Source organism: Streptomyces fungicidicus, from assembly GCF_003665435.1.
Lineage (GTDB): Bacteria > Actinomycetota > Actinomycetes > Streptomycetales > Streptomycetaceae > Streptomyces > Streptomyces fungicidicus.
Map to the genome: position 1 here is coordinate 393320 of NZ_CP023408.1, position 18142 is coordinate 411461.

General features: G+C 72.8%; 23 protein-coding genes. 12 read left to right on the top strand and 11 right to left on the bottom strand.

Going from position 1 to position 18142, the window contains the following annotated elements; all coding sequences use genetic code 11:
- Nucleotides 1-134: 134 nt before the first annotated feature.
- Nucleotides 135-575, bottom strand: coding sequence for an SPW repeat protein (locus CNQ36_RS32015; protein ID WP_121549116.1), 441 nt, complete (start codon nucleotides 573-575; stop codon nucleotides 135-137).
- Nucleotides 576-867: 292 nt separating this feature from the next.
- Here CNQ36_RS32015 and CNQ36_RS32020 point away from each other — a divergent pair, with 292 nt between their 5' ends.
- From CNQ36_RS32020 to CNQ36_RS32035, 4 genes are all read left to right on the top strand, one after another.
- Nucleotides 868-1758, top strand: a complete 891-nt coding sequence (locus CNQ36_RS32020) for a glycoside hydrolase family 19 protein (protein WP_040905419.1) — start codon at nucleotides 868-870, stop codon at nucleotides 1756-1758.
- Nucleotides 1759-1857: 99 nt separating this feature from the next.
- On the top strand, nucleotides 1858-3246 hold the full coding sequence (locus tag CNQ36_RS32025) for a PI-PLC domain-containing protein (RefSeq protein ID WP_121549118.1): 1389 nt from the start codon (nucleotides 1858-1860) through the stop codon (nucleotides 3244-3246).
- 105 nt (nucleotides 3247-3351) lie between these two features.
- A complete protein-coding gene (locus tag CNQ36_RS32030; RefSeq protein WP_121549120.1) occupies nucleotides 3352-3744 on the top strand; it encodes a VOC family protein in 393 nt (130 codons plus the stop codon).
- Between the two features lie 42 nt (nucleotides 3745-3786).
- On the top strand, nucleotides 3787-4884 hold the full coding sequence (locus CNQ36_RS32035; RefSeq protein ID WP_121549122.1) for an adenosine deaminase: 1098 nt from the start codon (nucleotides 3787-3789) through the stop codon (nucleotides 4882-4884).
- On the opposite strand, the gene CNQ36_RS32040 is transcribed toward CNQ36_RS32035, so the two are convergent.
- Together CNQ36_RS32040 and CNQ36_RS32045 are read right to left on the bottom strand one after the other, a co-directional pair.
- Entirely contained in the window at nucleotides 4848-5363 is a 516-nt protein-coding gene (locus tag CNQ36_RS32040) for a mycothiol transferase (protein ID WP_121549124.1), read from the bottom strand. The two genes, CNQ36_RS32035 and CNQ36_RS32040, sit on opposite strands and share 37 nt — an antisense overlap.
- 27 nt (nucleotides 5364-5390) lie before the next feature.
- The gene (locus CNQ36_RS32045; protein ID WP_121549126.1) at nucleotides 5391-6275 is read right to left on the bottom strand and encodes a LysR family transcriptional regulator; all 885 of its coding nucleotides are present in this window, start codon (nucleotides 6273-6275) and stop codon (nucleotides 5391-5393) included.
- A 128-nt stretch (nucleotides 6276-6403) separates the two neighbouring features.
- On the opposite strand from CNQ36_RS32045, the gene mgrA reads away from it, so the two are divergent.
- Complete coding sequence (mgrA, locus tag CNQ36_RS32050) at nucleotides 6404-7396, top strand: L-glyceraldehyde 3-phosphate reductase (RefSeq protein ID WP_121549128.1); 993 nt, start codon at nucleotides 6404-6406, stop codon at nucleotides 7394-7396.
- Between the two features lie 9 nt (nucleotides 7397-7405).
- On the opposite strand, the gene CNQ36_RS32055 is transcribed toward mgrA, so the two are convergent.
- Nucleotides 7406-7789 (bottom strand): nuclear transport factor 2 family protein, encoded by a 384-nt coding sequence (locus CNQ36_RS32055; protein WP_121549130.1) that lies wholly within the window; start codon nucleotides 7787-7789, stop codon nucleotides 7406-7408.
- 337 nt (nucleotides 7790-8126) lie between these two features.
- Here CNQ36_RS32055 and CNQ36_RS32060 point away from each other — a divergent pair, with 337 nt between their 5' ends.
- On the top strand, nucleotides 8127-8537 hold the full coding sequence (locus tag CNQ36_RS32060; protein ID WP_004921964.1) for a hypothetical protein: 411 nt from the start codon (nucleotides 8127-8129) through the stop codon (nucleotides 8535-8537).
- 35 nt (nucleotides 8538-8572) lie between these two features.
- Here the strand turns inward: CNQ36_RS32060 and CNQ36_RS32065 are convergent, their stop codons facing one another.
- From CNQ36_RS32065 to CNQ36_RS32075, 3 genes are read right to left on the bottom strand one after another with little or no spacing between them, the layout of a single operon-like run.
- Nucleotides 8573-9847 (bottom strand): streptophobe family protein, encoded by a 1275-nt coding sequence (locus CNQ36_RS32065; RefSeq protein ID WP_121549132.1) that lies wholly within the window; start codon nucleotides 9845-9847, stop codon nucleotides 8573-8575.
- Between the two features lie 46 nt (nucleotides 9848-9893).
- Nucleotides 9894-10325, bottom strand: a complete 432-nt coding sequence (locus CNQ36_RS32070; RefSeq protein WP_163013456.1) for a PRC-barrel domain containing protein — start codon at nucleotides 10323-10325, stop codon at nucleotides 9894-9896.
- Nucleotides 10322-10906, bottom strand: a complete 585-nt coding sequence (locus tag CNQ36_RS32075; RefSeq protein WP_004921955.1) for a PRC-barrel domain-containing protein — start codon at nucleotides 10904-10906, stop codon at nucleotides 10322-10324. Before CNQ36_RS32075 ends, CNQ36_RS32070 begins: the two co-directional genes overlap by 4 nt.
- A gap of 155 nt (nucleotides 10907-11061) precedes the next feature.
- On the opposite strand from CNQ36_RS32075, the gene CNQ36_RS32080 reads away from it, so the two are divergent.
- Nucleotides 11062-11517, top strand: coding sequence for an ATP-binding protein (locus CNQ36_RS32080; RefSeq protein ID WP_004921953.1), 456 nt, complete (start codon nucleotides 11062-11064; stop codon nucleotides 11515-11517).
- A 48-nt stretch (nucleotides 11518-11565) separates the two neighbouring features.
- Here the strand turns inward: CNQ36_RS32080 and CNQ36_RS32085 are convergent, their stop codons facing one another.
- The gene (locus tag CNQ36_RS32085) at nucleotides 11566-12453 is read right to left on the bottom strand and encodes a SigB/SigF/SigG family RNA polymerase sigma factor (RefSeq protein ID WP_121549134.1); all 888 of its coding nucleotides are present in this window, start codon (nucleotides 12451-12453) and stop codon (nucleotides 11566-11568) included.
- A 246-nt stretch (nucleotides 12454-12699) separates the two neighbouring features.
- Between CNQ36_RS32085 and CNQ36_RS32090 the strand changes: the two genes are divergently transcribed.
- Nucleotides 12700-13080, top strand: a complete 381-nt coding sequence (locus tag CNQ36_RS32090; protein WP_121549136.1) for a helix-turn-helix domain-containing protein — start codon at nucleotides 12700-12702, stop codon at nucleotides 13078-13080.
- A gap of 23 nt (nucleotides 13081-13103) precedes the next feature.
- Here CNQ36_RS32090 and CNQ36_RS32095 read toward each other — a convergent pair whose 3' ends face one another.
- Nucleotides 13104-13706 (bottom strand): ClpP family protease, encoded by a 603-nt coding sequence (locus CNQ36_RS32095; protein WP_004921943.1) that lies wholly within the window; start codon nucleotides 13704-13706, stop codon nucleotides 13104-13106.
- Nucleotides 13706-14362, bottom strand: coding sequence for an ATP-dependent Clp protease proteolytic subunit (locus tag CNQ36_RS32100; protein ID WP_004921940.1), 657 nt, complete (start codon nucleotides 14360-14362; stop codon nucleotides 13706-13708). The genes CNQ36_RS32095 and CNQ36_RS32100 overlap by 1 nt, the downstream gene beginning before the upstream one ends.
- 226 nt (nucleotides 14363-14588) lie before the next feature.
- Here CNQ36_RS32100 and CNQ36_RS32105 point away from each other — a divergent pair, with 226 nt between their 5' ends.
- From CNQ36_RS32105 to CNQ36_RS32120, 4 genes are all read left to right on the top strand, one after another.
- A complete protein-coding gene (locus CNQ36_RS32105) occupies nucleotides 14589-15071 on the top strand; it encodes a VOC family protein (RefSeq protein ID WP_004921939.1) in 483 nt (160 codons plus the stop codon).
- 123 nt (nucleotides 15072-15194) lie between these two features.
- Complete coding sequence (locus CNQ36_RS32110; protein ID WP_121549138.1) at nucleotides 15195-15989, top strand: VOC family protein; 795 nt, start codon at nucleotides 15195-15197, stop codon at nucleotides 15987-15989.
- Between the two features lie 43 nt (nucleotides 15990-16032).
- Nucleotides 16033-16731, top strand: coding sequence for a ribonuclease H family protein (locus tag CNQ36_RS32115; protein ID WP_240659569.1), 699 nt, complete (start codon nucleotides 16033-16035; stop codon nucleotides 16729-16731).
- A gap of 54 nt (nucleotides 16732-16785) precedes the next feature.
- Nucleotides 16786-17769, top strand: a complete 984-nt coding sequence (locus CNQ36_RS32120) for an aldo/keto reductase (RefSeq protein ID WP_121549142.1) — start codon at nucleotides 16786-16788, stop codon at nucleotides 17767-17769.
- Nucleotides 17770-17781: 12 nt separating this feature from the next.
- On the opposite strand, the gene CNQ36_RS32125 is transcribed toward CNQ36_RS32120, so the two are convergent.
- On the bottom strand, nucleotides 17782-18120 hold the full coding sequence (locus CNQ36_RS32125; RefSeq protein ID WP_121549144.1) for a hypothetical protein: 339 nt from the start codon (nucleotides 18118-18120) through the stop codon (nucleotides 17782-17784).
- Nucleotides 18121-18142: the final 22 nt, after the last annotated feature.

Consider the following 18142-nt stretch of genomic DNA (forward strand, 5'->3'; position numbering starts at 1 on the left):
TTCACCCTCTTTTCATGGCCTCCGCTGCACTCCTTGTGCCCCCTGGCCGCCGGTACAGTCCCGTCCGGATGCGAGCCGGACAGCGGAGCGCCGGTCCGCGCCGCGCGCGGACCGGCGTATCGCTCCTTTCATGTCTATGCCCGGCGGGTGCTCCTGGCCGCCGTGGCGGCACAGGCCGCGCCGAGGATCACGGCGAGGGCGCCGATGACGACGTTGTTCCAGATCACGCCCGCGTCGGGGTCGGTGCCGACGATCCAGGGCGAGACGATCATCCACACGCCCAGGGCGCCCATGGCCCAGCTGAGGCCGTACATGCGCGCCGGGGCCGCGGTGAAGCCCAGGGCGAGCAGACCGATCGCGATGCCCACGATCAGGTTGTGGGTCATGAGCGCCGGCTGGCTCGTCGTGTAGTGGAGTATCCAGGGGGACACCGCGCAGTAGAGACCGAGCAGGAACACCGGTCCGTCCACGAGGGCCACATCGCGACCGCCGAGCATGCGGTCGTATCGTTCCCGCATTTCCGGAGCGTCGGGGTGGCTGCTGATGTCACCGCGCGGGTGCGAGACGTTGGCCATGAGTCGTCTCCTTCGGCTAGCAGGCCTGACCGCGTGTGATGCGGTGTGCGGTAAGCGCCGCATAGCACCATTCTGCTCTTATTTCTCCCTTATGTGTAGGGCTCGCGGCCCGTGTATGGATGACTGGTCTAAACCCTTGACTGGTACAGACCAAAGCGGTTGAGTGTGCTTCCACACCCCCCACCACGGCCGCCCCCACCGCCGTGACCGGCCCCGCCGGCGCGTGCGGGCGAGGCCCCGCTCAGGCCTGTCCTCGTCCGGGAGCGGCCGCGTTCCGCGAAGGAGTCGATCCTTGTCGAGAAGACGCATCGCCGCCGTGACCGCCGCCCTCGTCCTCGCCGGCAGCGCGCCGGTGCTGCTGCCCGCCGCCACCGCCTCCGCCGCCGCCTGCTCCAGCTATCCGAACTGGGTGGCCGGGCGGTCGTACAACGCCGGTGACATCGTGCGCTACACCGACGGCAGGGCGTACATCGCCGAGCACGCCAACCCGGGCTACGACCCGGTCATCAGCACCTGGTACTGGGAGCCGTACGCCTGTGACAACGGCCCCGGAACGCCCGCCGGGAACTTCGTCGTCACCGAGGCGCAGTTCAACCAGATGTTCCCGGGCCGGAACTCCTTCTACACCTACAGCGGTCTCACCGCCGCGCTGAGCGCCTACCCGGGCTTCGCCAAGACCGGCAGCGACACGGTGAAGAAGCAGGAGGCAGCCGCCTTCCTGGCCAACGTCAGCCACGAGACCGGCGGCCTGGTGCACGTGGTGGAGCAGAACACCGCCAACTACCCGCACTACTGCGACTGGGGGCAGCCGTACGGCTGTCCGGCCGGCCAGGCCGCCTACTACGGGCGCGGGCCGATCCAGCTGAGCTGGAACTTCAACTACAAGGCCGCGGGCGACGCGCTCGGCATCGACCTCCTGGGCAACCCCTGGCTGGTGCAGAACGACGCGGCCGTCGCCTGGAAGACGGCCCTGTGGTACTGGAACACCCAGACCGGCCCGGGCTCCATGACCGCGCACAACGCCATGGTGAACCAGGCCGGTTTCGGCCAGACGATCCGCAGCATCAACGGCTCCCTGGAGTGCGACGGCCGCAACCCCGCCCAGGTGCAGAGCAGGGTGACCAAGTACCAGCAGTTCACGCAGATCCTCGGCACGTCACCCGGCGGCAACCTGTACTGCTGACGTCCGACGGCCGGTCATGGTGTCATGCACCTGACCTACTCGGGCCGGGCCCGCGCACCGCGTGTGCGCGGGCCGTCCTCCGGACGAAGGGCACCCCGTATGCGCACCCCCCACGCCCTGCTCGCCACGACCGTCACGACCGCCGCGCTGGCCGCGGCCGTCGTGGCGCCCGCACCCGCCGAGGCGGCGGACACGGTTCCGCCGCCCGGCGCGTACTACGTCCAGAGCGCCGCCACCGGGCTCAACGCCGCCGGCACCACCGGCACCACCGGCACCGTCGAACAGCGCAGACCGCGCGGCGACGAGGACCACCAGCGGTGGAACCTGCGCGCCGACGGCGCCTCCCACCTGCTGGAGGACACCGACAGCCCCGGCACCTGTCTCGGCCGCGACGGCGACGGGGCCAGGACCGTCGGCTGCGCGAACCCGGAGGCACGCTGGGAGATCGCCCCCGCGGGCGCCGACCGGTTCACGCTCGCCGCTCCCGGCACCGGCCGCCGCCTCACCGTCGCCCCCAGGCCCTCCGGCGCCACCCACCCCGCCGCGCTCGCCGTCGGCGCCGGCACGGGCGACCTCGCCCTGTGGTACCTGACCCCGGTCGCCCCGGTCACCCGCCCCATGCCGCCCGAGGGCGAGCGCACCCTGGACCAGGTCACCTTCCTCACCGCCCACAACGCCTACGCCAACGGCGTCGACGGCGGCTTCGCCCCGCCCTTCGTCAGTCTCTTCCCCAACCAGAGCCGCGGCATCGAACGTCAGCTCGCCGACGGTGTCCGCGGGTTCATGCTGGACATCCACCAGACGCCGGACGGCGCGATCCTCTGCCACAACAGCTGCACCCTGGTCAGCAGACCCGTCGCGCTGTGGGTGGATCTCCAGCGGATCGTCGACTTCCTCCGCGCCCACCCCGGCCAGTTCGTCACCGTCTTCCTGGAGGACTACGTCGATCCCGGCGTCCTGCGCGCCGAACTCGCCCGCGTCCAAGGGTTGTCGGACGTGCTCTACCGGCCGGACCGCACCGGCGTCCGCGAGCACGGCTGGCCGTCCATGGGGCAGCTGGCCGCCGCCGGACAGCGGCTGCTGATCTTCACCGACCACGGCCGCGCCGCGGACGAGGCCGCCGGACTGACCCGGGACACCTTCGGCGTGATGTACCAGCGCGAGTGGACGGTCGAGAACCACTGGTCCATGGGCCCGGGCCTCGGCGCCTCCGACTGGTCCTGCTACAGCCGCTGGTACGACGCGGGCACCAACATCCCGCTGACCCGCACCGAGCCCGGCTTCCGCCCCCTGTTCGTCATGAACCACTTCCGGGACACCACGGTCGCCTCGACCGCGGGCACGGACAACTCCAAGCTCGCCGACCGCGCGGGCCGGTTCTGCCGGCCCGCGGCCCGCAAGAAGCCCAACTACCTCGCCGTGGACCGCTACGACCTGGGCGACCCGGCGGCCGCCGTCGCCTCCCTGAACACCTACACGTATCCGTGACCACCTCGCCGTACCCGCTCCGGGGCCCGTCCCGGAGCGGGAACTGGCGCATCCGGTGGTTTTACGTATAACCTCTCCGGTCAATCACACCTGCGAGAGGTCACGATGAGACGCGTTCCCCTGGTCACCCTCGTCGTCGACGACTACGACGAGGCGATCCGCTTCTACACCGGGGCGCTCGGTTTCCGGCTCGCCGAGGACTCGCCCCGGCCGGACGGCGGCCGCTGGGTCGTCGTCGAGCCGGACGCCGGCCACACCGGTGCCGCGCTGCTGCTCGCCCGCGCCAAGGGGGAGTCCCAGCGGGCCCGGGTGGGCGACCAGACCGGCGGGCGGGTGGGCTTCTTCCTGCACACCGACGACTTCGCCCGTGACCACGCGCGCATGACCGCCGCGGGCGTGACCTTCCTGGAGGAGCCGCGCCACGAGCCGTACGGCTCGGTCGCCGTCTTCCAGGACCTCTACGGCAACCGCTGGGACCTGCTCCAGCCCGCCGTCTGACCCCTCCACCGCTTCGAACCGCCAGCCCGAGGAAAGCCCGCCATGACTGCTACGCGCGTAGACACCGAGCTCGTCCGCCGCCTCCCCAAGGTCGTCCTGCACGACCACCTCGACGGCGGCCTGCGCCCCGCGACCGTCGTGGAACTGGCGGAGGCCATCGGCCACACCCTGCCCACCACCGACCCCGACGAGCTCGCCGCCTGGTACGTGGAGGCCGCCGACTCCGGCGACCTGGTCCGCTACATAGCCACCTTCGAGCACACCCTCGCCGTGATGCAGACCCGCGAGGGCCTGCTGCGCACCGCCGAGGAGTACGTGCTCGACCTGGCCGCCGACGGCGTGGTCTACGGGGAGGTGCGCTACGCGCCCGAGCTGAACACCAGGGGCGGGCTGACGATGCGCGAGGTGGTGGAGACCGTCCAGGAGGGTCTCGCCGCCGGCATGGCCAGGGCGGCCGCCGCCGGAACGCCCGTCCGGGTCGGCACCCTGCTCTGCGGCATGCGGATGTTCGACCGTGTCCGCGAGGCCTCCGGCCTCGCCGTCGCCTTCCGGGACGCCGGAGTCGTCGGCTTCGACATCGCGGGCGCCGAGGACGGCTTCCCGCCCGCCGACCACCTCGCCGCCTTCGAGTACCTGCGCCGGGAGAGCGTGCCCTTCACCATCCACGCCGGTGAGGCCCACGGCCTGCCCAGCATCCGCCAGGCGCTCCAGGTGTGCGGCGCCCAGCGCATCGGCCACGGCGTGCGCATCACCGAGGACATCCCCGACCTCACGGCGGGCAAGCTCGGCCGCCTCGCAGGCTGGGTCCGCGACCGCCGGATCGCGCTGGAGATGTGCCCCACCTCCAACCTTCAGACCGGAGCCGCCACGTCGATCGCCGAGCACCCGATCACCGCGCTGAAGGACCTCGGCTTCCGGGTCACCCTCAACACCGACAACCGTCTCGTCTCGGGCACCACCATGACCCGGGAGATGACCCTGCTGGCCGAGCAGGCCGGCTGGACGGCCGAGGACCTGCGCACGGTCACCGTCAACGCCGTGAAGAGCGCCTTCCTCCCGTTCGACGAGCGGAGCGCCCTCCTGCGGGACGTCGTCCTGCCCGGCTACGCGTCCGCGCTCCGGACCAGCCCGCCCGCGTAGGCGGCCTGTCCGACGTGCTGGAGATCGTCGGACAGGACGCTGACCAGCCGTACGCCCAGGGTGACCGGTGGATCCCAGCGCTCGTCCACGACGCGTTCCAGGTCGCCGGCGGCCAGCGCGCGCAGCGCCCCGAGGGTCTGCTCGTGCACCGCGTCGTGGTACCCGGTCAGCAGGGCGCCGTCGTCGACCCGCACCCGGGCGACCTCCGCCGGGGTGTGGCCGTACCCGGTGTCGTGGCGCGGCAGGCCGAGGTCCAGGCGCTTCTCCCACCCCTGGGAGAGCCACACCTGGTCCAGGCCGAAGGCGTCCGCGACATGGTCGTCCTGGATCCGGGTGAGGTGCCAGACCAGCCAGGCGACGGAGTTGGCGTCGGGGCCAGGCCGGGCCCCGAGGCCGTCGGGGCCGAGGCCCTCCACGGCGGCGTGGACCTCTTCCCGGACGCGGCCGAAGCCGTCGATGAGGATGTCCTTGGCAAGCATGGGTCCACCCTCGCGCATTCCGGCGCCTCACGCGCCCCCGTGGTCCAGCAGGGACATCAGGGCACGCGCCGCCGGACTGGTCGCCCGCGGCGACGGCACCAGGGCGACCGTCTCGTAGGCCGCCTCGCCGGTGTCCTTCAGCGGGAGCGCCGTGAGCGCCTCCCGCTTGTGCCGGAAGTGCCGCGGCACGACGGCGACCCCCAGGTTCTCGTCGACCAGGTCGAGCAGGCTGTGCACGTCGTTCACCTCCAGCGCCACCGTGCGCCGGACCCCCGCGGCGGCGAAGGCGGCGTCCGTGGCGCGGCGCGGACCCCAGTCCGGGTGGAAGTCGACGAACACCTCGCCGGCCAGGCCGGCCGGGGTGAGCGGCAGCCCGGCCCGCGCGAGCCGGTGCTCCGGATGGCACAGCACCGTCATCGGCTCGGCCGTCAGCGGCACCGACCGCAGCTGGTCCGGGTCCGCCTCCGTGCGGTAGGCGAAGGCCAGATCCAGCCGCCCCGCCGCGACCTCCTCCGCCAGCGCCGCCGACCCCCACTGCCGCAGCCGGATCTCCACGTCGGGGTGGAGCCGCCGGAACGCGGCGAGCAGCTCCGCCACGTTCACCCCGGCGATGCACTGCTCGGCGCCCACCGTCAGGGTGCCGCGCAGCACGCCCTGGACCGCGGCCACGGCCTCGTGCGCCGCCCGCACCTGAGCCAGGATCCGCTCGGCCTCCGCCAGCAGCGCCCGCCCCGCCTCGGTGAGGGTCACCCGGCGGGTCGTCCGCACGAACAGCGGCGTCTGCAGTTCGCGCTCGAGGGCGCGGATGGACGCGGACAGGCCCGACTGGGAGACCATCAGCCGTTCCGCCGCGCGGGTGAAGTGCTGGTCCTCGGCCACGGCGACGAAATGCTGGAGGTGACGCAGTTCCATGATTGAGAAGCGTATCCGCTGAATTCCATCGGATTCTTCTGTTGGACCACTGCCCGCAGGTCACGACAGAGTGGAAGGGCGGTTTCGACGGAACCGCCGAGACATGTGCCAACCCCTCAGGAGTCGTGTTGTACACCGCACACCCCGACCGTTACGCGGACATGCCCTACCGGCGCACCGGACGCAGCGGCCTGAAGCTCCCCGCGCTCTCGCTCGGCCTGTGGCACAACTTCGGTCCCGACCGCCCGGCCGAGACCCAGCGCGCCATCCTGCGCCGCGCCTTCGACCTGGGCGTCACCCACTTCGACCTCGCCAACAACTACGGGCCCCCGCCCGGTGCGGCCGAGTCGGCCCTCGGCGAGGCGCTGAGGTCGGACTTCGCGCGGTACCGCGACGAGCTGGTCATCTCCACCAAGGCCGGCTACCTGATGTGGCCCGGCCCGTACGGCGAATGGGGCTCGCGCAAGTACCTGCTCTCCTCGCTGGACCAGAGCCTGGGACGCATGGGCCTGGACCACGTCGACATCTTCTACTCGCACCGCTTCGACCCGGAGACGCCGCTCGAGGAGACGATGGGCGCCCTGCACTCGGCGGTCCAGCAGGGCAAGGCGCTGTACGTCGGTGTCTCCAACTACTCCGCGGAGCAGACCCGGGAGGCCGCCCGCATCCTCGGTGAGCTGGGCACCCCGCTGCTGATCAACCAGCCGCGCTACTCCCTGCTGGACCGCCGCCCGGAGGACGAGGGGCTGATGGACGCCCTGGACGAGCTCCGGGTCGGCTCCATCGCGTACTCCCCGCTGGAGCAGGGACTGCTGACCGCCCGCTACCTGGACGGCATCCCGGAGGACTCGCGGGCCGCGAGCGACAGCCCCTTCCTGAACACCGACGCCCTCACCGGGGAACTGGTGGGCCGGCTGCGCACGCTCAACGACATCGCCGCCTCCCGCGGTCAGAGCCTCGCGCAGATGGCGCTGTCCTGGGTGCTGCGCGGCGGCCGCCTCACCTCGGCGCTGGTCGGTGCGAGCAGCCCGCGGCAGCTGGAGGACAGCGTCGCCGCGACCCGGAACCTCGACTTCGACCAGGAGGAGCTGGACCGCATCGACGCGGCCGTCAAGCGGTAGCCGCCGCGGTCACGCCCCCTCGGGGAGCCGGTCCAGGAAGCCGTACACGGCCCGGACGCGGTGCCCGGAGCCGAGCGTGATCACGTCCGAGCCCGCGACGGGGGCGGAGCCGTCCGCGGTGTTCACCAGCTCCCACGAGAAGCGGGCGGTGTCGTGGTGGCCGTCGACCGTCCCGGCGAGCCGGAAGGCGAAGCCGGGGAACCGGTCGTGCGCCGCCGCGATCACCGCGGTGATCGCCTCGTGGCCGACGGCGTCGGCCAGCGGGTCGGTGTAACGGCCGTCCTCGGTCCAGGCGGCGGCGACCGCCCTGGCGCGCGCCTGCGCGTCCCCGGCGTTCCAGGCGTCGAAGTAGCGGGCGACGGCGGCGTCGTAGCGGTGCGCGGATGTGGTCATGAGGAATCCCCCTGGGAGATCGTGGCTGCCGGTCGGACACCGGGTCCCCGTCGCGGTGACCCGGTGGTCACACCCTGCCCGCGCGCCCGCCGGCGGTCGATTACCTCCGAGGTCATCCGGCACCCGCCGGACGCACCCGCACCGTTTCGGCCAGGGGCGGCCGTGAATATGCCAGGAGACTGGCCGGAAACACATGGTGACAGTGTTTCAGCGGTGAACATACTCGACAGCGAGAGCGCTTCACACCGCGCGACGGCGCCCTCACGCACAGCATGCGAGCCACGAGGCGGGCAGCCGGCCCGGCCCGGCGGGCGAGCGACGCAGCGGGGGAGGGAACGTGCACGACGAATTCCTGTGCCATGTCACCGCCTACGGGGTCTGCGACGGCCGCCGTATCGGAGTACCCCTGGGCACCTACCGGGCGCCCACCCTCGCCCTCGCCCTGTGGTGGCTGCGCGACCGCGCCCTCTGGATCGCCGAGCGCCTCGACCCGCGGCCCGACGCCGAGCACTTACCGGCGGGCGCGCTGATGCCGGTACCCGACGGCGTGCCCGACGTACCCGCCGTGCTGCGCGCCTGGTGCGGCGACGCCGCCCGGCAGGAGGCGGTGGCCGAGGAACTCGCCGCCGGCCGGATGGTGCGCGTCGCCACCGGCGACGACACCACCGAGTACGAACTGCTGGCCGAGTCCGTGGACGCCCTGCGCATGCAGCGCGCCGCCCGGACGCTCGGCGTCCCGGTCGCCTGACCGCGCACTTCGCGACGAACGCGGGCGTCACCGGGTCAGCCGCCCGGCCCCGCCGCGTCCCGCCGCCGCACCGCGCGCGCCAGCAGCGCCCCCGCGAAGCCGGTGACCAGGCCCCACAGCAGGGCCAGGCCCACGGCGCCCCACAGCCGCGGCCGCAGCAGCACCTGCCCGGAGAAGCCCTCGCCCAGACCGCCGATGCCGAGCACGGACAGGCCCAGCCGCGCGGTGATCCGGGCCATCAGACAGATCATCAGCACCGTCAGCGCCAGCGCCACCGCCATGCGCACGGCGTGCTGCCAGGCCCGGACCCGGGCGGGGGAGCACGCCGCCGTCGCGAACGCGGTGGCGAGCAGCAGCGCCGCGACCACCACGAGCAGCCACCACCACTTCCCGCCGTCGTGCTCGACGAGCGTGCCCAGGTTCAGCACGGAGACGTCCGGTGTGCGCAGCACCTCGTCCAGGACGTGCGGCATGGGCAGCCCGAAGGGCCCCTCCACCCTGCCGTCCCAGGTGGCGCCCAGTCCGACGGTCAGCGCCAGCCAGGCGATGTTGGGCAGCCCGAGCAGGATCACGGCGAACGTCTCAGCCGGGTGGCCCCGGGTGGCGGCGACGACCAGCGCGATCACTAGGCAGATGACGACCGCGGCCAGCAGCAGCCCCACCATCCCCCACGCCGCGGGACGCACCGCCGTCCGCAGCCGCAGCAGCCCGGACGGCAGCGGGGCGTCGCGGGACACCGCCAGCGACACCACCAGCACGCCCGCCAGCCAGAGCAGACCGATGAGGACGGTCGGGACCACGTTCGTGGAGAAGCCCACCACCGGGGTGAAGCCGAACAGGTCGCCCAGGTCGCCGAGCGGGCCGTCCCCGAGGGAGAGCTCGAACGTGTGCCGCGCGACCAGCGCCAGGCCGAGCACCGCGAGCAGCCACAGGGCGGCGATCCGGGCGGTCCACCCGGCCAGTTCCGGCGCCCCGGCGCCGTCCCGGTGACGCAGCGGGCGCAGGAATCCCCCGCCGAGGACCAGCGCCCCGGCGAGGGTGACCGACAACGGGATGACCGTCAGACCGCCCTCCGTGCCGGCCAGGCCCCCGGCGTCCCCCGAGAGCTCGACCGTGCCGCCGACGGCGGTGACCACGGCCGCCGCGACCACCGGGGGGAAGGACCCCTCCGGGAGGTCCGTGGCACCGGCCGCCCACAGCCCCAGCGCGGCCACCGCGCCCATCGTGATCAGCGTGCCGAGAACCGTGGCGAGGGCCGGGCCCCAGCCGTGACGGGCGATCGGACGGCCGGAATCAGTACGTGAGCTCACGTCAGCACGCTAAGCAGCCCCGGCCGCCCCCGCCCGCCGGGAGCCCCTAACCGGGACGTCCCTGGCCCGTCCGGATCACCAGGGCGTGGTCACCGAGGCCCAGCAGGCGGCCGGGCGGCAGTTCGCCGCGGGTCGTGAGGATCGCCTCGATGCGGGCGGTGACCGGATCGAACGCCGCGTCCAGCACCGTGCCCCGCTCCTCACCGCACTCGGTGAGCACCCTGCTCCCCACCAGATCCCGGTGCGGCGGGACCTCCGCGGGGCCGCCGGACGGGCGGGCGATCAGCATGTCCGGGCCGGCCGCGCCCAGCGCGTCCCAGGCCACCACCGCCTCCTTGCGGAGCCGTCCGCGCCGTATCCGCACATGGGTGACCTCCGCGGAGGACGCGTCGACCGTCAGGGCCCGCACCACCCCGACGCGGTCCGCGTCGCCCGGGGTCAGCACCGGCAGCCCCCGCACCCGCGAGAACAGCATCATCGGTCCGCGCCCCTCCCGCGCCCGTGGTGGACGCCGGCGCGGGCCACGAAGGCCGGCAGGTCGTCGGAGACGTACGTCGTCGCCTGCGCCGGGATCACCAGCCGCCGGCCGGAGACGCTCACGGCCTCGCCCCGCGGCACGTACACCTGGTGCCGCCGGTGCCGCGATCCGGGCACCAGTTCCCGGTGCGCGGCCAGCCGGAAGGCGACCAGCCGGCCGCTGGTGCCGCCCTCCACCAGCACATCGAGCACCGTGCCCACCAGGTCGCCGTCGTCGGTCAGCACCTGCGCCCCGAGCAGCCGCCCGCGCAGCGCGTCCCGGCGCGCCGCCGACAGGGGCAGGTCGCACAGGGCGCCCTCGTCGCGGACCATCACCGCGTGCCGGCCCAGACAGTGCACGGCGGGCCAGGGCAGGTCCCGCGGCACCGGGCCGGACAGCAGGGTCCGGCCGGTCAGGGTGAAGCTCGCGATCCGCCCGGCCGCGGTGTCGAAGACGGTGTCCTTGACATGGGCCACGGCGTCGCCGCCCAGCGTCACCACGGGCAGCGTCATCAGGCTCCGCACCGCCGTCAGCTCGTTCATCGCACACGCCCTTCCCGGTCCCGCGGGATCCCGCCACGACCGGGTTCCCCGTCCCGCGCAGGCGCACACGGATCAGGTGGACTGCGCCGCCGGAGTCGGGGTACCAGGACTGGTGCAGATTCGTCCGGCCGGTCCGGCTTCGCAGAGAGAAACGCATGATCTACCACCTGGACGGGGCAGTGATACCGACTGGTTTCGACGTGCCCGTGGAACCGCTGAGGCGGGCGGCACACTTCACCGGTGAGCCGGGATGCATCGCCGAGGCGCGGGCGTTCGCCACGCGCTTCCTCGAGCAGCTCAGGACCGAGTGGTGCGCCACGATCGACGAGCGCGTCGGCGGCGCCGTGCTGCTGGTGGTGAGCGAACTCGTCACCAACGCGGACCGGCACAGCGACGGGCCGTACATCCTGGAGCTGGAGGGCACGGACGCCTCGCTCACGGTGATGGTCTACGACAGCAGCGCTACCCTGCCCCGCGTCTTCCCCCGCAACCCGGAGCGGATCGGCCGGCACGGCCTGGAGATCGTCCGCGCGCTGGCGGGAGAGGTCACCGTGGAGCGCGTGCCGGTCGGCAAGCGCGTGCGCGCGGTCGTCCACCTCGACGCGCGCTGAGGGGCCGGCCGGTGTCCCGGCCGGCCCCTCAGCGGTGTACCCGGTCTGTCAGGCGCAGCCGAGCTCGCCCAGCATGCCCACCCGCAGACGGGCGATGATCCGCTTGATCAGGCGGGACACGTGCATCTGCGAGCAGCCGAGGCGCTCGCCGATCTCCGCCTGGGTGGCCTCCTCCACGAACCGCAGGTGGAGGATCTCCCGGTCGCGCGGGCTGAGCTCGGCCATCAGGGGGGCGAGCGAGTGGAAGTCCTCGACCAGCCGGAGCCCTTCCTCCTCCACGCCGATGAAGTCGGCGAGGACGGCCTCCCCGTACTCGGGACCGTCACCGGTGAGGGCCGCGTCCAGCGACGACGAGTTGTACCCGTTCGCGGCGATCTGCCCTTCGACGACCTGCTGCTCGGTGATGTTCATCAGCGTCGCGAGCTCGGCGACCGTGGGCTCCCGGTCCAGCCGGCTGGCCAGCTCCTCGCGTGCCTTGGCCAGCTCGACGCGGAGTTCCTGGAGCCGCCGGGGCACGTGCACCGCCCAGGTGGTGTCCCGGAAGAAGCGCTTGATCTCACCGACGATGTACGGCAGCGCGAAGGAGGTGAACTCGACCTCGCGGGCCAGCTCGAACCGGTCGATGGCCTTGATCAGACCGATCATGCCGGTCTGCACGACGTCGTCCATGTCGTCGCCGCGGCCGCGGAACCGTCCCGCCGCGAACCGCACGAGTGACATGTTCATCTCGATGAGGGTGTTGCGCGCGTACTGGTACTCGCGCGTGCCCTCCTCGAGCTCCGCCAGACGGCGGAAGAACTGCCGGGACAGCTCCCTGGCGTCGCGCGGCGCGACGGCACGCGGCTGCGCCACTTCCCGCAGGGCTCCGTCACCCGTCCCGGCCTCGGCGTGCTTGTCGGCAACCTGTGCCTGCGACCGGATCACGGCGGTCCTCATTACCTCTCCCCACGAACGTCACGGATCGGGCATGCACCCGAACCCTGCGAGTACCCAGGTCGCGCCAACCCATGCCCACCAGGTTCCGGAAATTTTCGGAACGCGGTGTGCACCGGTTGTCACCCGTACGTCCGATGGTACGGCGCGGCGGCAGCTGCAGCAGCCCGGCCGGCACCCGGCGCGCCCTTCACTCAGGGCGGAACGCCGCTCCCTTCCCTCCGGCGCCGGAATTCCTAGGCTGAGCGCGTGACCAGTCAAGCGCCGAACCACGCCCGCGTCATTTCCCTGCGACCCGGCACGCCCGCGCCGGCCCCCGAGCCCAGAGAGCCCCTGTGGCGCCACCTCGTCGGCGACGTGCTGCGCAGGGAGCGGCTCGCCCAGGAGCGGACGCTCAAGGACGTCGCCGACGAGGCCCGGATCTCTATGCCCTATCTCTCGGAGGTGGAGCGGGGCCGCAAGGAGGCCTCCTCGGAGGTCCTCGCGGCCGCCGCCCAGGCACTCGGTCTGGGTCTCGGGGACCTGCTGACCCGTGCCCACGGAGAACTGGTCCGCGTCACCGCCCGGCGTGCCGGACCCGCCCGCGGAGTGTCCGGCACCGCGCACGACGGACTGTGCCTGGCCGCCTGACACCCCTCATGTGCCCCGGCGCCTCACCCCCTCGCCAGGCGCCGGGCCAGCACCTCGTCGGCCAGCCCGTACGACACGGCCTCCCGGGCGGTGAACACCTTGTCGCGGTCCATGTCGGCCCGCAGGGTCGCCGGGTCGTGGTGGGTGTGCCGGGCCAGCACCTCCTCCACCTGGGAACGGATCCGAACCATCTCCCTGGCCCGCAGCGCCAGATCAGAGGCGGTGCCGCGCGTTCCGCCGGAGGCCGGCTGCCCGAGCAGCACCCGCGCGTGCTCCAGCACGAACCGCCGTCCCGGATCCCCGCCGGCCAGCAGCACGGCCGCCGTGGACGCCGCCTGGCCGACGCAGAACGTCGAGATCGGCGCCTGCACGAACGTCATCGTGTCGTAGATCGCCATGAGTGAGGTGAACGAGCCGCCGGGCGAGTTGATGTAGAGCGCGATCTCGCTCTCCGGGGCCGCCGACTCCAGGTGGAGGAGCTGCGCGATGACCACGTTGGCGACGCCGTCGTCGATCTCCGTCCCCAGGAAGACGATCCGCTCGGACAGCAGCCTGCTGAACACGTCGTAGGACCGCTCGCCCCGCGGGGTGCGCTCGACGACGTTCGGAATCGTGTACGTCCCCATCACCGCAGCCCCATCCTGGGCCGTGCGGCGGCCGGGCGGACGTCGTCGAGGGACTCCACCACCCGGTCCACCATCCCGTACTCCCTGGCCTGCTCCGCCGTGAACCAGCGGTCCCGGTCGCCGTCCCGGGAGATGGTCTCCGGGGTCTGCCCGGTGTGCTCGGCGGTGATCCGCTCGATGGTCCGCTTGGTGAAGTCCAGGCTCTCCGCCTGGATCTCGATGTCGGCGGTGGTGCCGCCGATGCCTCCCGACGGCTGGTGCATCATGACGCGCGCGTTCGGCAGGGCGTAACGCTTGCCGGGAGCGCCGACGCAGAGCAGGAACTGGCCCATGCTGGCCGCGAAGCCCATCGCCAGGGTGGCGACGTCGTTGGGGATCAGCCGCATCGTGTCGTAGATGGCCAGCCCGGCGTGGACCGAGCCGCCGGGGCTGTTGATGTACAGGCTGATGTCGGTGCGCGGGTCCTCGGCGGACAGGATCAGCAGCTGCGCGCACACCCGGTTGGCGGAGACCTCGTCGACCTGTGTGCCGAGCAGCACGATCCGCTGCGCGAGCAGCTGGGCGGCGAGATGGTCGTCGAACCGGTTCGGCGGGGTGTCGCCCTCCTCGGCCCGGGGCGTCAGGTCCGGCCGCGGGCCGGCGGTGAGTGGGGACATGGGCGCTCCTGGTGGTCGCTGGTCGGGAACGCGGCCCGGCGGCCGCGTCCCCTCCACCATCGACCGGCCGGCGGGACGGGCGGGGACGTCTCTGCCCGTGGCAGATTCGCCACGGGCAGAGCGGGCCGCTCCCCGCCTCCGTCCGGACCGGTGCGCCGCGCGCCGATGAGTTCCGCGGCGCGCGGCGGTCCACCCCATGACCGCGTTCCACGCCGAGGAGGTACTCATGACCACCGACGGATTCACCACGTGTCTCTGGTTCGACGACCAGGCCGAGGAGGCCGCGAACTTCTACGTCTCGCTCTTCAAGGACTCGGGCGTCACCCGGATCCTGCGCAACACCGAGTCCGCCCACGGCAGCACGGGCTCCGTCCTCACCGTGGAGTTCACGGCCAACGGCCAGAAGTTCGTCGCGCTGAACGGCGGGCCCGAGTTCAAGTTCAACGAGGCGGTCTCCTTCCAGATCGACTGCGCCGACCAGAAGGAGGTCGACCACTACTGGGAGGCGCTCGTCGAGGGCGGCGGCGAGCACGGCCCCTGCGGCTGGCTCAAGGACCGCTTCGGCGTGTCCTGGCAGGTCACCCCCGCGCGGCTGATCGAGCTGATCAGCGACCCGGACCAGCGGAAGGCGGACCGTGCCCTGAAGGCCATGCTGTCGATGGGCAAGCTCGACATCGCCGCGCTGGAGAAGGCGTACGCGGGGGAGTGACGGCGCGCACCCGCCCCGGCCGCCGCACCCGCCCCGGCCGCGCCGCCGCTCGGCGCGCGGTCCGTGGCGGTGGTGGCTAGCGTGGGGGACGGACCGTCCAACCGCCCGGAGAGGGTCGCAGCCATGGCCGTGCAGCCCGAGGGGTCCCCTTGCTGGGCCGACGCGATGTTCGCCGACGTCGAGGCGGCCAAGAGCTTCTACGGCGACGTCCTCGGCTGGACCTTCGCCGAGACGTCGGCCGAGTTCGGCGACTACACCCAGGCCTTCGTCGACGGCAGGGCGGTCGCGGCCGTCGTACCGCCGATGCCCGGCCAGGAGGGCACCTCGCAGTGGTGCCTGTACCTCGCGGCGGCGGACGCCGCCGCGACCGCCGCCCGGATCCGGGAGAACGGCGGCGAACTGCTGATGGAGCCGATGCGGGTGGGCGGCTTCGGCACCATGTGCCTGGCCCGCGACCCCGGCGGCGTCGTCTTCGGCCTCTGGCAGGCCGGCACCCACGAGGGTTTCGGGGTGACCGCCGAACCCGGCGCGTACTGCTGGGCGGAGGTCTTCACCCGGGAGCCGGAGAAGTCCGACGCGTTCTTCCCCGCCGTCTTCCCCTACCGCTCCAGGGAGCTCGAGGGCGAGATGGACTTCCGGGTCTACGACCTCGGGGAGCGCAGTGTGCTCGGCCGGATGCGGATGACGGACGACTTCCCGCCCGAGATGCCCCCGTACGTCAACGTCTACTTCTCCGTCGCGGACTGCGACGAGGCGGTCGCCCGCGCGACCGCGCGGGGCGGCGTCCTGCGCTTCGGGCCGATGGACACGCCCTTCGGCCGGTTCGCGGCGATCAGCGACCCGCAGGGCGCGAACTTCTCGGTGATCGACCTCGCCCGCACCACGGGCGAGCTGCCGAGGACGGCCGCTGCGGACTGAAGCGGGTCGGGCCGGCCCGCCCGGTCATGGCATGATCGGGCGCATGCGTGAACTCGTGGTGGCCGCGTGCGACGGGGCTTCGAAGGGAAACCCCGGACCCGCCGGCTGGGCCTGGGTGGTCGCCGACGCCTCCGGGACGCCGGTCCGCTGGGAAGCGGGCGCGCTCGGCACGGCGACCAACAACATCGCCGAACTCACCGCGCTGGAGCGCCTGCTGGCGGCGACCGACCCCGCCGTGCCGCTCGAGGTCCGGATGGACTCGCAGTACGCCATGAAGGCCGTCACCACCTGGCTCCCCGGCTGGAAGCGCAACGGCTGGCGCACCGCGGCGGGCAAGCCCGTCGCCAACCAGGAGCTCGTCGTCCGCATCGACGAACTCCTCCAGGGACGCCCGGTCGAGTTCCGCTACGTCCCCGCCCACCAGGTCGACGGCGACCGGCTCAACGACTTCGCCGACCGCGCGGCCAGCCGGGCTGCCACCGCCCAGCAGGACGCCGGCAGCGCACTCGGCTCGCCCGAACCGCCCCCGGCCCCGGACCGGCCGGCAGGCGGCCCGGCGAAGCGCGGCTCCGGCGGGAAGAAGACCCCCCGGCAGCGCGGCGGCGGCTCGGCGGCCCGCACCATCAAGGCGAAGTTCCCCGGCCGCTGCACCTGCGGACGCGGGTACGCGGCCGGCGAGTCCATCGCCAAGAACGACAAGGGCTGGGGCCACCCCGAGTGCCGGACGGCGCAGAGCGCCTGACCCGGCGGCCCTCCCGCCCGCGGACCGGCCGCGGCGGATGACAGACTGACGTCCATGGACGAGCGCACATTCGACAGGTCACGGCAGCACGCCTCCGTCATCGGTCTGGGCACCTGGCAACTCGGGGCGGACTGGGGCGACGTCGACGACAAGGAAGCCCTCGCGGTCCTGGAGACCGCCGCCGAGTCCGGCGTCACCTTCTTCGACACCGCGGACGTCTACGGCGACGGCCGCAGCGAGCAGACCATCGCGTCGTTCCTGAGCGGGCGGCCCGACCTGCACGTGATGGTCGCCACCAAGATGGGCCGCCGGGCGGAACAGATCCCGCAGAACTACGTCCTGGACAACTTCCGCGCCTGGAACGACCGTTCCCGGCGCAACCTGGGCGTCGACCGCATCGACCTGGTGCAGCTGCACTGCCCGCCGACCCCCGTCTACTCCACCGACGAGGTCTTCGACGCCCTCGACACCCTGGTCGAGGAGGAGCGCGTCGCCGCGTACGGGGTCAGCGTGGAGACCTGCGCGGAAGCGCTCACCGCGATCGCCCGGCCGAACGTGGCGAGCGTGCAGATCATCCTCAACCCGTTCCGCATGAAGCCGCTGCGCGAGGTGCTGCCGGCCGCCCGTGAGGCGGGCGTCGGGATCATCGCCCGCGTCCCGCTCGCCTCCGGGCTGCTGTCCGGCAAGTACACCAAGGACACCGTCTTCGCCGAGAACGACCACCGTACGTTCAACCGGCACGGCGAGTCGTTCGACCAGGGCGAGACCTTCTCCGGCGTGGACTACGCGACCGGTGTCGAGGCCGCGGCCGCGTTCGCCGCGCTCGCCCCCGAGGGATACACGCCGGCCCAGCTGGCCCTGCGCTGGATCGTCCAGCAGCCCGGCGTCACCACCGTCATCCCCGGCGCCCGCACGCCTGAACAGGCCCGCGCCAACGCGCAGGCCGCCCGGCTCCCGGAGCTCTCCGAGGCGACGCTCGCGGCCGTCCGGGACCTCTACGACCGGCGCGTCAGGGACCAGGTGGAGACCCGCTGGTAGCCGCCGCGGACGTCACGGCTCCAGGAGCAGCTGCCGTTCCTGCTCCTGGTCGCCGGAGGCGGCGCCCTCGTCGCGCGTCGTGAAGGACCGCGCGAGCGTGTCGCTCGCCCGCCGCACCGCCCAGGGGGTGCCCTGCACGGTGACGGTCACCGGCGCCGACAGCGGCCCCGCTTCCGTCTGCCCGGAGGCACTGTGCCCCTCTCCGGCGAACGTCGCCGTACGGACGGTCGCCTCCTCGCCGGAGGGGCGCCGGTCCGGCGCCCCGAACGTACCCTCCAGGGCCCGTACGACCGCGCGGGCGTCCTCGACGCCCCCGCCGCCGATCGTCACGGTGAGCTCGGTATCGGACATGCCTGCCACGACCTCCTCGTCC

Coding starts and splice junctions, on each gene's coding strand:
- CNQ36_RS32015 (WP_121549116.1), bottom strand. CDS start 575: ATGGCCAACGTCTCGCACCCGCGCGGTGACATCAGCAGCCACCCCGAC.
- CNQ36_RS32025 (WP_121549118.1), top strand. CDS start 1,858: ATGCGCACCCCCCACGCCCTGCTCGCCACGACCGTCACGACCGCCGCG.
- CNQ36_RS32030 (WP_121549120.1), top strand. CDS start 3,352: ATGAGACGCGTTCCCCTGGTCACCCTCGTCGTCGACGACTACGACGAG.
- CNQ36_RS32035 (WP_121549122.1), top strand. CDS start 3,787: ATGACTGCTACGCGCGTAGACACCGAGCTCGTCCGCCGCCTCCCCAAG.
- CNQ36_RS32040 (WP_121549124.1), bottom strand. CDS start 5,363: ATGCTTGCCAAGGACATCCTCATCGACGGCTTCGGCCGCGTCCGGGAA.
- CNQ36_RS32045 (WP_121549126.1), bottom strand. CDS start 6,275: ATGGAACTGCGTCACCTCCAGCATTTCGTCGCCGTGGCCGAGGACCAG.
- CNQ36_RS32055 (WP_121549130.1), bottom strand. CDS start 7,789: ATGACCACATCCGCGCACCGCTACGACGCCGCCGTCGCCCGCTACTTC.
- CNQ36_RS32070 (WP_163013456.1), bottom strand. CDS start 10,325: ATGATGCTGTTCTCGCGGGTGCGGGGGCTGCCGGTGCTGACCCCGGGC.
- CNQ36_RS32075 (WP_004921955.1), bottom strand. CDS start 10,906: ATGAACGAGCTGACGGCGGTGCGGAGCCTGATGACGCTGCCCGTGGTG.
- CNQ36_RS32080 (WP_004921953.1), top strand. CDS start 11,062: ATGATCTACCACCTGGACGGGGCAGTGATACCGACTGGTTTCGACGTG.
- CNQ36_RS32085 (WP_121549134.1), bottom strand. CDS start 12,453: ATGAGGACCGCCGTGATCCGGTCGCAGGCACAGGTTGCCGACAAGCAC.
- CNQ36_RS32095 (WP_004921943.1), bottom strand. CDS start 13,706: ATGGGGACGTACACGATTCCGAACGTCGTCGAGCGCACCCCGCGGGGC.
- CNQ36_RS32100 (WP_004921940.1), bottom strand. CDS start 14,362: ATGTCCCCACTCACCGCCGGCCCGCGGCCGGACCTGACGCCCCGGGCC.
- CNQ36_RS32105 (WP_004921939.1), top strand. CDS start 14,589: ATGACCACCGACGGATTCACCACGTGTCTCTGGTTCGACGACCAGGCC.
- CNQ36_RS32110 (WP_121549138.1), top strand. CDS start 15,195: ATGGCCGTGCAGCCCGAGGGGTCCCCTTGCTGGGCCGACGCGATGTTC.
- CNQ36_RS32115 (WP_240659569.1), top strand. CDS start 16,033: ATGCGTGAACTCGTGGTGGCCGCGTGCGACGGGGCTTCGAAGGGAAAC.
- CNQ36_RS32120 (WP_121549142.1), top strand. CDS start 16,786: ATGGACGAGCGCACATTCGACAGGTCACGGCAGCACGCCTCCGTCATC.
- CNQ36_RS32125 (WP_121549144.1), bottom strand. CDS start 18,120: ATGTCCGATACCGAGCTCACCGTGACGATCGGCGGCGGGGGCGTCGAG.